This is a genomic window from Streptomyces sp. NPDC051172, from assembly GCF_040682555.1.
Taxonomy (GTDB): domain Bacteria; phylum Actinomycetota; class Actinomycetes; order Streptomycetales; family Streptomycetaceae; genus Streptomyces.
The window spans coordinates 1-13577 of sequence record NZ_JBFBBE010000012.1 but is presented as its reverse complement, the minus strand read 5'-3'; the positions used below and the strand labels follow the sequence as shown (position 1 = coordinate 13577).

At 68.9% G+C, this 13577-nt stretch carries 14 protein-coding genes; 4 read left to right on the top strand and 10 right to left on the bottom strand.

Annotated features, from left to right (window positions below):
* Positions 1-131 precede the first annotated feature (131 nt).
* Complete coding sequence (locus AB0N07_RS09535; RefSeq protein WP_365833661.1) at positions 132-407, bottom strand: glutaredoxin family protein; 276 nt, start codon at positions 405-407, stop codon at positions 132-134.
* Positions 408-569: 162 nt separating this feature from the next.
* On the opposite strand from AB0N07_RS09535, the gene AB0N07_RS09530 reads away from it, so the two are divergent.
* The 3 genes from AB0N07_RS09530 to AB0N07_RS09520 all read left to right on the top strand — a co-directional run bounded on the left by AB0N07_RS09530 (position 570) and on the right by AB0N07_RS09520 (position 4996).
* Entirely contained in the window at positions 570-1481 is a 912-nt protein-coding gene (locus tag AB0N07_RS09530) for an HAD-IB family hydrolase (RefSeq protein ID WP_123966748.1), read from the top strand.
* Between the two features lie 1248 nt (positions 1482-2729).
* Positions 2730-3506 (top strand): ECF subfamily RNA polymerase sigma factor, BldN family, encoded by a 777-nt coding sequence (locus AB0N07_RS09525; RefSeq protein WP_365833660.1) that lies wholly within the window; start codon positions 2730-2732, stop codon positions 3504-3506.
* 266 nt (positions 3507-3772) lie between these two features.
* Entirely contained in the window at positions 3773-4996 is a 1224-nt protein-coding gene (locus tag AB0N07_RS09520) for a DUF5667 domain-containing protein (protein ID WP_365833659.1), read from the top strand.
* A gap of 79 nt (positions 4997-5075) precedes the next feature.
* Here the strand turns inward: AB0N07_RS09520 and AB0N07_RS09515 are convergent, their stop codons facing one another.
* From AB0N07_RS09515 to AB0N07_RS09495, 5 genes are all read right to left on the bottom strand, one after another.
* Positions 5076-6128 (bottom strand): lysophospholipid acyltransferase family protein, encoded by a 1053-nt coding sequence (locus AB0N07_RS09515; RefSeq protein ID WP_365833658.1) that lies wholly within the window; start codon positions 6126-6128, stop codon positions 5076-5078.
* 14 nt (positions 6129-6142) lie between these two features.
* Positions 6143-7204 carry an NAD-dependent epimerase/dehydratase family protein gene (locus AB0N07_RS09510; protein ID WP_115906640.1) on the bottom strand — a complete coding sequence of 354 codons (1062 nt, stop codon included), beginning with the start codon at positions 7202-7204 and terminating at the stop codon, positions 6143-6145.
* Between the two features lie 280 nt (positions 7205-7484).
* Positions 7485-7583, bottom strand: coding sequence for an AURKAIP1/COX24 domain-containing protein (locus AB0N07_RS09505; protein ID WP_003948845.1), 99 nt, complete (start codon positions 7581-7583; stop codon positions 7485-7487).
* Between the two features lie 154 nt (positions 7584-7737).
* Entirely contained in the window at positions 7738-7947 is a 210-nt protein-coding gene (locus AB0N07_RS09500) for a helix-turn-helix domain-containing protein (protein ID WP_016437488.1), read from the bottom strand.
* A gap of 140 nt (positions 7948-8087) precedes the next feature.
* Positions 8088-8903, bottom strand: a complete 816-nt coding sequence (locus AB0N07_RS09495; protein ID WP_365833657.1) for a phosphatase — start codon at positions 8901-8903, stop codon at positions 8088-8090.
* 207 nt (positions 8904-9110) lie between these two features.
* Between AB0N07_RS09495 and AB0N07_RS09490 the strand changes: the two genes are divergently transcribed.
* Complete coding sequence (locus AB0N07_RS09490) at positions 9111-9539, top strand: spore-associated protein A (RefSeq protein ID WP_365833656.1); 429 nt, start codon at positions 9111-9113, stop codon at positions 9537-9539.
* Between the two features lie 41 nt (positions 9540-9580).
* On the opposite strand, the gene AB0N07_RS09485 is transcribed toward AB0N07_RS09490, so the two are convergent.
* From AB0N07_RS09485 to AB0N07_RS09470, 4 genes are all read right to left on the bottom strand, one after another.
* Positions 9581-10753, bottom strand: coding sequence for an acetoin utilization protein AcuC (locus tag AB0N07_RS09485; protein WP_365833655.1), 1173 nt, complete (start codon positions 10751-10753; stop codon positions 9581-9583).
* Positions 10704-11927, bottom strand: a complete 1224-nt coding sequence (locus AB0N07_RS09480) for an MFS transporter (protein WP_365833654.1) — start codon at positions 11925-11927, stop codon at positions 10704-10706. Before AB0N07_RS09480 ends, AB0N07_RS09485 begins: the two co-directional genes overlap by 50 nt.
* Positions 11928-12005: 78 nt before the next feature.
* On the bottom strand, positions 12006-12734 hold the full coding sequence (locus AB0N07_RS09475; protein WP_365833653.1) for a VC0807 family protein: 729 nt from the start codon (positions 12732-12734) through the stop codon (positions 12006-12008).
* Between the two features lie 92 nt (positions 12735-12826).
* Positions 12827-13471, bottom strand: a complete 645-nt coding sequence (locus AB0N07_RS09470; protein WP_365833652.1) for an HAD family hydrolase — start codon at positions 13469-13471, stop codon at positions 12827-12829.
* Positions 13472-13577: the final 106 nt, after the last annotated feature.

Sequence of the window (13577 nt, the reverse complement as noted above, 5' to 3'; positions counted from 1 at the left end):
GGGTGCGGAACCGGCGCACAAGCACCACCGCTTCTCATCTCGTGGGGGCAAAACCGCACACTCTCCTCTTACGATCCCCGCCCCCGAGACCAGTCGCCGTCGATCCTAAGCGAGGTTCCGGACGACTTGGACTACTCAGTCAGTGCCTTGCGCAACCGCTGCTCGTCGACACGCCAGAAGGTGTGCTGCCGACCGTCGACGAGAACCACGGGAATCTGCTCCCAATACTGGTCGTGAAGCTGCTGGTCCAGGGAGATGTCCTTCGCCTCCCACGCCACCCCCACCTCCGCGCACACCTTCTCCACCACGAGCTGTGCGTCATCACACAGATGACACCCGGGCTTACGGATGAGAGTGACGCTCCGGCTCGGGGCGTCCTGGGCCTTACGACGGAAGAGGGGACTCATGTCAGCCATTCTCGCGCGAGCGCACGGCGGCGGCACACCCGCGAAAACGCCCAAGGCGCGGGTGGATCGGATCAGTTCTTTAACGACACGGTCGCGGAGAGTTCACAACGTTCAAACCTCTGACGTCTGGAGGCACCGAACAAACTGGCTATGCTCACGGACATGGCCGCTCTAGGATGGCTCACTCCCCGTAGGCGCTCCGCCACGGCGCGGAGCGTGTTGGCAGGCGAGGCCTCGGCAGAGGCAGCGCGCAAGTCCTCGCAGGACGTCCCCCCGGAGGAACCGGAGTTCCCGGTGCTCGGCGACGACAAGGCCGCGGCCTTCTTCGACCTCGACAACACCGTGATGCAAGGTGCAGCCCTCTTCCACTTCGGGCGGGGCCTGTACAAGCGCAAGTTCTTCGAGACCCGCGACCTCGCCAAGTTCGCCTGGCAGCAGGCGTGGTTCCGGCTGGCCGGCGTCGAGGACCCGGAACACATGCAGGAGGCCCGCGACTCGGCCCTCTCCATCGTGAAGGGCCATCGCGTCGCGGAACTCCAGTCCATCGGGGAGGAGATCTACGACGAGTACATGGCCGAGCGGATCTGGCCGGGCACACGCGCACTCGCGCAGGCCCACCTGGACGCGGGCCAGAAGGTGTGGCTGGTCACGGCGGCCCCGGTCGAGATCGCCACGGTGATCGCCCGCCGCCTCGGCCTCACCGGCGCCCTGGGCACGGTGGCCGAGTCCGTCGACGGCGTCTACACCGGAAAACTGGTCGGCGAACCCCTGCACGGCCCCGCGAAGGCGGAAGCGGTACGGGCCCTCGCCTCCGCCGAAGGCCTCGACCTCTCCCGCTGCGCCGCGTACAGCGACTCCCACAACGACATCCCCATGCTGTCGCTGGTCGGCCACCCCTACGCGATCAATCCCGACACCAAACTCCGCAAACACGCCCGCAAGCTCGACTGGCGCCTGCGCGACTACCGCACCGGCCGCAAGGCAGCCAAGGTGGGCATCCCCGCAGCAGCAGGCGTAGGCGCAGTAGCAGGCGGCACAGCAGCAGCAATCGCCCTCCACAAACGCCGCCGCTGACCCGCCCCACCCGTTCCCGGGCGAGAAACCCCCATCAGGCAACACAACCGCCCCGAGGTCGATTCACCTCTGCCCGGCAGGCCGCCCCGAGCGCGAGCGGCGGCTGCACTGCAACCCGGCCCGAGCCCGAACCCCGGCCCACGCACACCGCCCAGACGGCGGAACACCGACACACCCTGTTTCGGGGCTCCGCCCGGACCCCGGTCGGACCGAACGGCCTCGTCCTCAAACGCCGGACGGGCTGAAAGGGTGCGGGGCGAGGCCCCGCGGGTGGGGACGCACGGCCTCGTCGGCCCGATCGCCGGACGGGCTGGGGGGATGCGTACCGGAGCCCAGAGGGTGGGCAACCGCGGATGGTTGCGGCCTTGAAGGCCGGACGGGCTGGAACACGAAGGGCCGGCGCTCAGAGGCTGTGTCCCCGCGGGTGGTTGGGAATCAATGGGGCCTTGGGCCCTACTCGCTTGGGGGCAGGGTTATTTGCCGACCGGCCGACGTGCGGAGTTGGTTCGCGGGTTGGCACGGCGTTCACCGTGTTGGCCCGCGACTGGCCTGCGGTTCACCGGCGTTGGCGCGTGGGCCGGCTTGTGGCGTTCCGGTATTCGCCTACTACCTCGACTGACTTGCGCGCAGGGTGTTTGCTGCCGGGCTGGCTCGCGACGCGCGGGCAGTAGTCCTCGGGACGACTTGCACTGCAGCTCACTCGCCGGTGGGTCGGCCTGCAGGGGCGGAGCGCTGCGAAAGAGGCAGGGCAGAGTGTCGCGGAGCCCGTCCCCGGCCCCCGAAGTGGGGTACAGGGACGTAGCCCTCTGCCCGGGTCCAGGGGCGGAGCCCCCGGTGGGTCGGGGCGGAGCCCCTGGGGATGGGACGGGTAGGGGCGGCGGGGGCGAGGAAGACATCAACGCCCGCACCACTCCTGATCACAACGCGACCAGCCCCGACCCGAACACGCCAATCCCCACGACCTACCCCCACACCCCCTGTCCAGTCCCATTGGCTGCACACGGCCACAACACGCCCCGTTCCCACTCGAAACCCGACCCATATCGATCAACAATCAGTCACGCTACGGCACTTGATAGGCCGCCAATCGGTTACAGAAGCGACGTAATCGATGATTTGAGCAACTGGGTGTAGCAGCGCCTGTACGAAGCGTTATTCTCCTCAGACGCAAACCGGTACCCCTCCGTCGCTACGACGGGTGAAAGGTCCCGCACTGCACGTGATGGAAGCTCTGCCTCTGGGAGTCCCGTGTACCCACACGTCGGGGTTGACGCCTCGGGCCTGGCTACGCTGCGCGCAACGGTCCAAAGCCTGTTGCGCGGCTTCGTCCCCACCGCGTACGCCGTCCCCGCCCTAGCCGTTGCCAGCACCCCCGTCGGCCCGTGCTACGCCCTCGCCGACGGCAGCACCGCCGCCGTCGGCAGACGCAGCCGCGCCGCCGGCGCCACCACCACCCGCCGCCCGGCCGCGGACAGCGACAGCGCCCGGATGATGGACCTGGTCGAACGCGCCCAGGCCGGCGAGGCCGACGCCTTCGGCCGCCTCTACGACCAGTACAGCGACACCGTGTACCGGTACATCTATTACCGCGTCGGCGGCAAAGCCACCGCCGAGGACCTCACCAGCGAGACGTTCCTGCGCGCCCTGCGCCGCATCGGCACCTTCACCTGGCAGGGCCGAGACTTCGGCGCCTGGCTGGTCACCATCGCCCGCAACCTCGTGGCCGACCACTTCAAGTCGAGCCGCTTCCGCCTCGAGGTGACCACCGGCGAGATGCTCGACGCCAACGAGGTCGAGCGCTCCCCCGAGGACTCCGTCCTGGAGTCCCTCTCCAACGCCGCCCTGCTCGACGCCGTACGACGCCTCAACCCCCAGCAGCAGGAGTGCGTGACGCTCCGCTTCCTCCAGGGCCTCTCCGTCGCCGAGACCGCCCGCGTGATGGGCAAGAACGAGGGCGCCATCAAGACCCTCCAGTACCGAGCCGTACGCACCCTGGCCCGCCTCCTCCCGGACGACGCCCGCTGACGGACATCCCACGCCGGGCCTGACAGAACACAGCGGTACACGCTCAGTGACGCCCAACTCGCTGTCAGTGAAAGTCCGTTGACTTCCCGATCCGATCATCCGTCGTCCGTAACCCAAGTGCCGAGACGCTCGTTGTGCGGGATGCAGGCTCCCTGTGGTCACTCCCTGACCCTCTCCGATCACTCGATCGTGTGGATGTGGTCAGAGCGTGCAACCCTCAGGACCCCCTGGGGAGTCGACCGTCATCACGAGAGGAGGTGCCGCCAGTGATCGCGAACGTATCGGCACACCGGCGGGCGAACGCCTTCGCCCAAGCCCTGGAGGAGCAGCCGGACCAGGGCACGGCGGCCGAGCAGTCCGAAGGACCGGCCCCGGCCCCGGCTGCTGCGGATCAGACCGAGCAGGGCCGTCTGTTGGCCCTCACGGAGTGTCTCGGCGAGCTGCCCAGACCGGAGCTCGACCCCGAGGTCAAGGTCGTCCAACGAGCACAACTGGTGGCCGCGTTCGAGGCCATGGTGCAGGAGGGCGCCGGCGGCGAGGCGGCGGACACTGCGGTACCCGAACAGCGCTCCCGCGGCGCGCACGCGCACCGGGCGAGCCCACTGGGCAAGCTGCGACCGCGGTCGCGGCTGACCAAGGGCCTGGCCGCGGGCGGGCTCAGCGTCGGAGTCGCGGCGGGCGCCTTCGGCGGAGTCGCCGCCGCCAGCTCGGACGCCCTGCCCGGCGACTCGCTCTACGGACTCAAACGCGGCATCGAGGACTTCAAGCTCAACTACCTGTCCGACGGGGACGACGAGCGCGGAGTGGCCTACCTCGATCAGGCCTCCACCCGGCTGGCCGAGGCCCGCCGCCTGATGGAGCGCGGCCGCGGCGGCGGCCACCTCGATCACGAGTCCGTCGGCGAGATCCGCCGCACCTTGTCGGGCATGACGCAGGACGCGTCCGAGGGCCACCGGCTGCTGCACGAGGCGTATGAGCGGGATCCCGGGTCCCTCGGCCCCATCCAGGCCCTGTCCGCCTTCTCCCGCTCGCACCGCGAGGTCTGGGGCGCCCTGCGCCAGAAGCTCCCGGTCCAGCTGGGCGACGTCAGCAACCAGGTGTCGTCGGTGTTCGCCGCCATAGACGAAGAGGTCGCCCCGCTGCAGTCCATGCTGCCCCCGTCCGCGAACCACGGCGGCGGCCACGGCAAGCACCACGGCTCGGGTCCGGCGTCCAAGGGCACACCCGGCTCCGGCAGGGCATCGACGGCATCCGGCAGCGGCGCCTCCAAGCACAGCCACTCCAGCAGCCCCAGCCAGTCGGCCGGCTCCACGGGCGAGGGCCTGCTCGGAGGCAGCACCGGTGGCCTGCTCGAGCCCCCCAAGGACACCGGCAGCGCCTCCCCGTCGTCCACCAAGTCCCCGTCCACCGAACCGGACGTGACGATCCCACCCCTGCTCCCGGGCCTGCTCCCCGGCCTCGGCATCGAAGGCAACGAAACGAACCAGTAGCCCGTACGGCAGCGGGGGCGCCCCTCTCCAGGGGGGCGCCCCCGTCGTCGTACGAAAAACCCTCAGCCCGGACGTCGCCTCAGAAGAACACCGACCGCCGCTGCACCAACAACTTGTACAGCGTGTGCTGGATCTGCTCCCTCACCTGGTCCGTCAGGTTGAACATCAGCATCGGGTCCTCCGCGGCCTCCGGCGGATAGCCGTCCGTCGGGATCGGCTCACCGAACTGGATCGTCCACTTGGTCGGGAGCGGCACCGCACCGAGCGGGCCGAGCCACGGGAACGTCGGCGTCAGCGGGAAGTACGGGAAGCCGAGCAGGCGGGCCAGGGTCTTCGCGTTGCCGATCATCGGGTAGATCTCCTCCGCCCCGACGATCGAGCAGGGGATGATCGGCGTGCCGTGGCGCAGGGCGGTGGAGACGAAGCCGCCGCGGCCGAAGCGCTGGAGCTTGTAGCGCTCGCTGAAGGGCTTGCCGATGCCCTTGAAGCCCTCCGGCATGACCCCGACCAGCTCGCCCTGCCCCAGCAGCCGCTCGGCGTCCTCCGCACAGGCCAGGGTGTGGCCGAGCTTGCGGGCCAGTTCGTTGACCACCGGCAGCATGAAGACGAGATCCGCCGCGAGCAGGCGCAGATGACGGTCTGCGGGATGGTTGTCGTGGACGGCGACCTGCATCATCAGGCCGTCCAGCGGGAGCGTCCCGGAGTGGTTGGCGACGATCAGCGCGCCGCCCTCCGAGGGGATGTTGTCGATGCCCTTCACCTCGACCCGGAAGTACTTCTCGTACACCGGCCGCAGCAGGGACATCAGGACCTGGTCGGTCAACTCCTCGTCGTAGCCGAAGTCGTCGACCTCGTAGTCGCCGGTGAGGCGGCGGCGCAGGAAGCTCAGGCCGCTCGCGACGCGCCGTTCCAGGCCGCCGTAGTTCTGCGGCCGCTGGGGCGGCTGTTCCTCATGCGTCACAGGAACATCATCCTGCGTGCGCGCCCTGCTGGGCAGGGGCTGGACGTCGCCGACCAGCGCGGGTTCCGTGGTCTTGCGTCGGCTCCCCGCGCCCCGACGCCGCGGCGCCCGCGGTACGGCACTCCCACGGGACCGGTCGTCGTCGAACGGAATGACCTTGGCATCCGCCATCGTTGATGCGCTCCTCAGTTGGCGCTCTGCGTCGGGGGGTGGCCGCTGCCCGGCAGGGGCAGCGCGGCGATCCGGTCGACGGCCCCCGCAAGGGCCTCCGGCGGCAGGAGCCCGGGTCCGTGACTGCGCGCGAAGTCCGCGAACGTCTCCGCGGTCGTGTACTTCGGCTTGAATCCGAGCGTCTCACGCATCTGGTCCGTCGCCACGACCCGGCCGTGGGTCAGCAGCCGGATCTGTTCGGGCGAGAAGTCCGTCATGCCCAGCGTACGCACCAGGGAGCCCGCCCAGGTGACCGCAGGCAGCAGCAGCGGCACCGTGGGCCGGCCGAGCCGCCTGGAGCACTGGGAGAGCAGCAGGACGCCGTCGCCGGCGATGTTGAAGGTGCCGCTGTTGAGGGTGCCCCGCTCCGGCTCGTGCGAGGCGATCCGCAGCACCTCGATCACGTCGTCCTCGTGCACGAACTGCAGCCGCGGGTCGTACCCGAACACGGTCGGCAGGACCGGCAGCGCGAAGTAGGAGGCGAGCGGCGTGTCGGCCGTGGGCCCCAGGATGTTCGCGAACCGCAGCACACACACGGCGACATCCGGCCGCCGCCGCGCAAAGCCCCGTACGTACCCCTCGACCTCGACGGTGTCCTTGGCGAAGCCGCCGCTCGGCAGGGACTTGGGCGGGGTCGTCTCGGTGAACACCGCGGGATCACGGGGCGCGGACCCGTACACGTTCGTACTGGACTTCACGACGAGCCGCTTCACGGTCGGCGACTTCTGGCAGGCGCCGAGCAGCTGCATCGTGCCGATGACGTTGGTTTCCTTGATCGCGGTCCGGCTGCCGCTGCCGAGCCCGGTCGCGCTCACATCCATGTGGACGACCGTGTCGGCGCCCGTCTCGGCCAGCACGCGCGCGATGGTGGGCTGCCGGATGTCGGCCTGGATGAAATCGGCACCGCCCAGGTGGTGCTCGGGGGGGACAGCGTCCACGGCGACGACCCGGTCCACCTGCGGGTCACGCTGGATCCGTCGTACGAACCGGCCCCCAAGCCTGCGGGCCACTCCGGTCACGAGCACGACCTTGCCCAAGATCTGCGCCTTCCTTCCAGCCCATCCGGTACTCGTAGCCTGCCGTGTTCCCCGTGTGCGGCCAACTTAGCGGGTCGATGTTGCGCTGTGATGACCACCCAATGCACGAAGTGACGACATCCACAGACATACGAACAGACCAAGCCATGTGAAACACGTGCGTACGCACAGGCCTTGTGCGAGGTCCCGTGCACTTCTGGAAGCTTCTGTGAACTCCAAACGCGTGTGGCCCCCCACCGGTTGCGGTGGGGGGCCACAGAACACGCTCCTGGAGCGTCGCCTACTTCTTGTTGCGACGCTGAACGCGCGTGCGCTTGAGCAGCTTGCGGTGCTTCTTCTTGGCCATCCGCTTGCGCCGCTTCTTGATAACAGAGCCCACGACTACCCTCGCTCACTTCTCATCACTCGGTGCTGGGCGCCATGGGCCCATACGACCTACGAGGGGTCAGCCTACCCGCCCGAGCGCTGAGGTCGTAATCGAGGATGCCGGGGGAGATCCAGAAGAGCCCTGAGGATCCCCCCGGGGATCGCCGTCAGGCGGTTTCCACCCCCACGTAGCTCTCGCGGAGGTACTCGTGAACCGCGTTCTCGGGGACGCGGAAGGACCGCCCCACCCTGATCGCGGGCAGATGACCGCTGTGCACCAAGCGGTACACGGTCATCTTCGACACTCGCATCACCGAGGCGACCTCCGCCACGGTAAGGAACTGAACCTCGCTCAGAGGCCTCTGCTCAGCAGCCATGACACACCTGAACCTTCCGCACTCGACGGCCACCGGCTTCCCCTTCCGGTGACTCTTCGTCGCTGCGTGCTCACTCCCCAATGTAGGGGCGGGTGATGCGAGTGGGGAAGAGGTGCACCCATCGCATGCCTATCGCTGGCCTACTGTGACAGACACGCTCGATTGAGTACGTAGCGGGTAAGCGGCCGGTAGTAATCAGACCGCACAGCGTCATCAAGTGGAACGACGACGGACACGGACCCCTCGGCCTCCCCCACGAAGAGCGCGGGGTCGTCCGTGTCGGCCAGCCCAATGGCCTCGAACCCCAGCTGACCTGCTCCGCAGACCCAGCCGTGGTCCCCGACGACCAGCTCGGGAAGCGGCCCGCCGGCCTCGGCCGCAACGGCCAGCGCGGTACGAACCGGCAGCGGTGAATGCGTGTGTGCGCCGGTCGCACAACCGGGGCGAGTCGCGCCGGGTTCCCGCACCAGCGCGACTCCTTGTACGTAGTCAAGGTTGTACGTGCGTAGACCGAACCGGGTCGTTATGTCGACACAGTGACCATGCGCCGGTGTGAGGACGGTACATCCCGCCGCCGACAGCGCGTCCGCCAAGGCGGCGTAGAAGCCGAGCAGCCGGTGCGGGTGTCCGGTGCCGAGGAGTACAGGGGCGCTGCGCTGGGCGGCTGCGGCCAGACGGTCCGCGAAGGCATCCAGAGCGGTCAGGGTCCGCTCCGGATCGATAACGTCATGGCCGGAAACATGCCGTGGATCGGCCGAAACCCCGCACTTGTCCGCCATCAACTCGATCAGATCCCGCTGGGCCCATGTCCATTCGGGATCGAGCCCGATCAGCATGCGGGGGTCGCCGGCAGCGAACAGCCGATAGCTGCGCAGGCTCTCCTCCCGGGAGGTGGCCACGGGCCCGGCGAGACGGGCGGCCAGGAGATGGGCCCGCAGGGCTCCGGTGCTCAACACACATCGATGGTGGCGGACGGGCCCGGCCAGGGGCATGCGAACGCGTAAACACCGCACAGTTGGCGTAACGGCTCTCGTGACACTGGTGACAGAACAGGGACACAACAGCCCACAACCGTGGAAGCGGCTCCCTGGTCTCACTCTGCGTGGACGGCAACGACCAACCGTCCGCACCTCATTGGCCAACACGTCACCAGGGGGAACACCATGAACCTGTCCCGTCGCGCCACGACCGCCGCCGCACTCACCGTGCTGGCGCTCGGCGGCACGGTCGCCGCCACCGCTCCGGCCTCGGCGGCCACCACCAAGGCGGCAGCCGCCTCGTACAACGGTGCCTGCGGCACCGGCTACAAGGTCATCGACTCCACCCCGGTCGGCAACTCCGGCAAGGTGTTCCTGACCTGGAACGAGTCGACCGGCAAGAACTGCGCCGTGACCATCCGCAACACCACGGGCGCCAAGATCCACATGGAGGTGACCCTCAGGGCCATCAACAGCGGCGAGCGGGCCACCGTGGACTCCGGCCAGTACACGAGCTACGCCGGCCCCGTCTACATCAACGGCCGTGGCTACTGCGTCGCATGGGGCGGGGCCATCGGCACCGCCTCGGCCGGCGACTCGGGCCACTGCAGCTGACACGACACCGGGGGCGGGCCTCTGAGCCCGCCCCCTAACCCCTACGCCAGCAACCCCCGCAGCGGAAACGCAGCCCGCCGGGTAGCCAGCACAGCCTGATCCAACCGGTCCGCAGGGTCGTACCCCGCCTCCCAGGAGGGGTACGACACCGGCCACCGCCCATCCGTCATCCGCGCCGGCGCCAACTGCCGCGTCCGCGCGAACACTTCCTGCCGCCACCCCTCCGGGATCACGGCCTCCGGCGCGATCTCCCGCCCCGCCGCGATCCCCACGAGATGCGTCCACGACCGCGGCACGACCTCGACCACCGCGTAACCACCACCACCCAGCGCGACCCACTTCCCGCCGGCGTACTCGTGCGCCAGCTCATGGCAGGCGACCTGCACGGCCCGCTGCGCATCCAGCGACACCGCCAGATGCGCCAGCGGATCCTCGAAGTGCGTGTCGGCCCCGTGCTGCGTCACCAGCACCTGCGGCCGGAAATCGGCGATCAGTTCCGGTACGACGGCGTGGAAGGCCCGCAGCCACCCGGCATCCCCGGTCCCGGCCGGCAGCGCCACATTGACGGCCGAGCCCTCAGCCGAGTCGGCCCCCGTCTCCTCCGGCCACCCGGTCTGCGGAAACAACGTCCGGGGATGCTCGTGCAGCGAGATCGTCAGCACCCGCGGGTCCTCCCAGAAGGCCGCCTGCACACCGTCCCCGTGATGCACGTCCACATCGACGTAAGCGACCCGCTCGGCGCCCAGCTCCAGCAGCCGGGCGATCGCCAGCGCCGCGTCGTTGTAGATGCAGAACCCCGAGGCACTCCCCGGCATCGCATGATGCAGCCCGCCCGCGAAGTTCACCGCGTGCAGCGCATCGCCGCGCCACACCGCCTCGGCGGCCCCCACCGACTGCCCCGCGATCAGCGCCGACACCTCGTGCATCCCGGCGAAGGCGGGATCGTCCATCGTGCCCAGCCCGTACGCCCCGTCCGCCGCCTCCGGATCCGCCGAAGCCGCCTTCACCGCCTCGACGTAGTCCTCGCGGTGGACGAGCCGCAGCGTCGACTCCCCGGCGGGCTTCGCCGCCACCACCCCGACCTCCTTGTCGAGCCCGAAGGCATCGACAAGACGCCTGGTCAGGGCGAGCCGGACCGGATCCATCGGGTGGTCCGGACCGAAGTCATAGCCCGTTACTGCCTCGTCCCACATCAGCTGTGCGCGGCCGCTCATGCCCGCCACCGTATCGGTCCGGTTGAGGAGCGAACGACCTGGCGTAGACCACGGTCACCAGCACCAACACCATCGGGACGGCCATGGCCTCCCGGTAGCTCCACGCATCCCCCAGCGCGCCGACCAGCGGCGAGCCGATCAGAAAGCCGACGTAGTTGAACACATTCAGCCGCGCGACGGCCGCATCGGACGCATGCGGGAACAACCGCCCGGCCGCCGCAAAGGTCTGCGGCACCAGCACACACAGCCCCAGCCCCAGCAGCGTGAACCCGAGCATCCCCACCCACGCCCCCTGCGCGAGGGCCACCACCGCGAACCCCAGCGCCGCCACCAGCGCCCCCAGCCGTACGACCGCCACCGCCCCGAACCGCCGTACGCCCAGGTCCCCGAGCGACCGCCCCAGCAACGTGGTCACCATGTACACGTTGTACGGCACGGTCGACAGCTGCTCCGAACTCCCGAGCACGTCCTTGAGGTACTTGGCACTCCAGTTGGAGACGGTCGAGTCCCCGATGTACGCGAAGGTCATCACCAGACACAGCGGCAGCAGCAGCTTGAAGACGACGGACTGCCCCTGGGCCTGGCCCTCCCCGTCCTCCGATACGTCGACGGAGGCACCCGAGTCGACATACCACCGGCTCCCGACCAGCGTGGCCGGCAACAGCACCGCGACGACCGGCAGATACGACACCCACAGCGCCAGATGCCAGTGCGCCCCCACCCAGGCCAGCGAGGCCCCCACGATCCCGCCCAGGCTGAACGCCGCATGGAAGCTGAGCATGATGCTGCGCCCGTACGCCCGCTGCAGGCTCACCCCGAGCATGTTCATCGAGGCGTCGAGCCCGCCCACCGCCAGCCCGAAGGCCCCCAGCGCGATCCCCAGCTCGGCAAGGTGCTCCCCGGACCCGACGCCGAGGAGCGCCAGGAGCACCACGGGCTGCAGGCACCGCAGCAGCAGGCCGGGCCGTATCCGCTTCACCAACTGCTCGGTCGTCACACTTCCGACGCCGGCCAGGATCGGCACGGCGGCCAGGAAGGCGGGCAGCAGCGCGTCGGAGACCCCGTACCGGTCCTGAATGGCCGGGATACGCGTCACCAGAAGGGCGAAGGTGGCGCCCTGGGCAAGGAAGCTGAACGCCAAGGAGGCCCTACCGCGCCGCAGCACATCTGTCATGGCGGCGAGCGTAGGGCCCCGGGCTACCTGTGGGTAGATCAAGCCAAAGATGAATTTCCCTCAGCTTTACTTTCTCTGTCAGGCGGCGACAGCGACGGCCTTGCGTGCAGCCGCTTCTTCGGCCTCCGCCTCGGTGCGGAGCATCTCCTCCATCGGCCCGGCGGCCAGCCCACCGCTGACGAGGAAGGTCAGCACCATCACACCGGCCAGCACGACGCCTCCGAGCCAGACCATGGTCTCCACGGGCACGGTGTACGCCCCCACGACCCGCGCCACGCACTCGGTGAGCAGGGCCACGCCCCAGATCACGGAGAACGTCCGCTCCTTGCGCAGGAAGTCGGCCGAGGCGGCCGCCCGCCCCGAGGCCAGTCGCTGCCACGCGGCCTCCTTCTTGGGGTCGCCCTTCACCAGGAAGGGCTTCATCCCGGCAGTCATCATCGGCCTGCCGAGAGCCACCGAGACCAGGATGCCGATACCCACGGTGCTGCTGACCGCACTGTCCTTGGCGAGCATCAGCCGCGGGTCGCCGGAGACGAAGCTCAGCAGCAGGGAGACCACGTTGACTACGAGGATCAGCCCCGCCAGCCCGTTCGTCCTGCGCTCCTTCACCACGCTCCAGACGGTCCGTACCGCGGGGACGACGCTGCTCCAGGCGAGCGCCGCGAAGGTGCTCATCCCGAAGGCGTCCTTGAACAGGTAGTACGAACCGAGCGGGACCGCCACATCCACGATCAGCGGGCGGAGGTTGTCGAGCGCGCTGGGAGTCTGGTTGCTGCTCTGGCCCTGGGACACCGTGTTCGTCGTCATGCCCTCAGCTTCCCGTCCGGCACCCGGTCGCCAGTAGAAACGATCGTCCGGAGCTCGGCATGACAAATGTCAGCCGCCCACCGGTGCCGACGTCATACGAGCAGGTCAGCCAACTCGCCGAGATCACTGAAGAGTTGCGTGGCCCCGACGAGCCGATCGGCCGGCGTCATGGCGGTGAACCCGTACACGTCCATCCCGGCCGCGACGGCCGCCTGCACCCCCAGCGGACTGTCCTCGACGACCACACAACGCTCCGGCGCGACCCCCATCCGCTCGGCGGCGTGGAGGAACAGGTCCGGCGCCGGCTTCCCCCGCCCCACATCCTGGGAACTGAAGATCCGCCCGTCATCGAACCACTGGTCCAGCCCGGTCTTCCGATGCCCCACCCGAATCCGCTCATGGCTCCCGGAGGACGCGACACAGTACGGCACCCCGCCGGCGGCCAGCTTCTCCACGACCCCGACGGCCCTGGCAACCGGCTCCAACTCCCGTTCGAACGCCTCAAACACCCGCGCATGGAAGATGTCGTCGAAGTCCTCCGGAAGCCGCTGCCCGGTCCGCTCCTCGATCAGGTCATGGATCCGGTGCATGGCAGAGCCCATGTAGTCGCGAAGGGAGTCCTCGTAGGAGGTCGGGTGCCCCAGCTCGGTGAGGTAGGCGGCCAGAAGCCGGTTGGAGATGGGTTCGCTGTCGACGAGAACACCGTCGTTGTCGAAGATCACAAGGTCATAGCGCATAACTTGAGCCTAAACGCAGAAAACCCCCGTACCGAATAAACGGTACGGGGGTTTCCTCAACAATTGTTCGGCGGCGTCCTACTCTCCCACAGGGTCCCCCCTGCAG

Coding starts and splice junctions, on each gene's coding strand:
- AB0N07_RS09535 (WP_365833661.1), bottom strand. CDS start 407: ATGAGTCCCCTCTTCCGTCGTAAGGCCCAGGACGCCCCGAGCCGGAGC.
- AB0N07_RS09530 (WP_123966748.1), top strand. CDS start 570: ATGGCCGCTCTAGGATGGCTCACTCCCCGTAGGCGCTCCGCCACGGCG.
- AB0N07_RS09515 (WP_365833658.1), bottom strand. CDS start 6,128: ATGGCGGATGCCAAGGTCATTCCGTTCGACGACGACCGGTCCCGTGGG.
- AB0N07_RS09500 (WP_016437488.1), bottom strand. CDS start 7,947: ATGGCTGCTGAGCAGAGGCCTCTGAGCGAGGTTCAGTTCCTTACCGTG.
- AB0N07_RS09490 (WP_365833656.1), top strand. CDS start 9,111: ATGAACCTGTCCCGTCGCGCCACGACCGCCGCCGCACTCACCGTGCTG.
- AB0N07_RS09485 (WP_365833655.1), bottom strand. CDS start 10,753: ATGAGCGGCCGCGCACAGCTGATGTGGGACGAGGCAGTAACGGGCTAT.
- AB0N07_RS09480 (WP_365833654.1), bottom strand. CDS start 11,927: ATGACAGATGTGCTGCGGCGCGGTAGGGCCTCCTTGGCGTTCAGCTTC.
- AB0N07_RS09475 (WP_365833653.1), bottom strand. CDS start 12,734: ATGACGACGAACACGGTGTCCCAGGGCCAGAGCAGCAACCAGACTCCC.
- AB0N07_RS09470 (WP_365833652.1), bottom strand. CDS start 13,471: ATGCGCTATGACCTTGTGATCTTCGACAACGACGGTGTTCTCGTCGAC.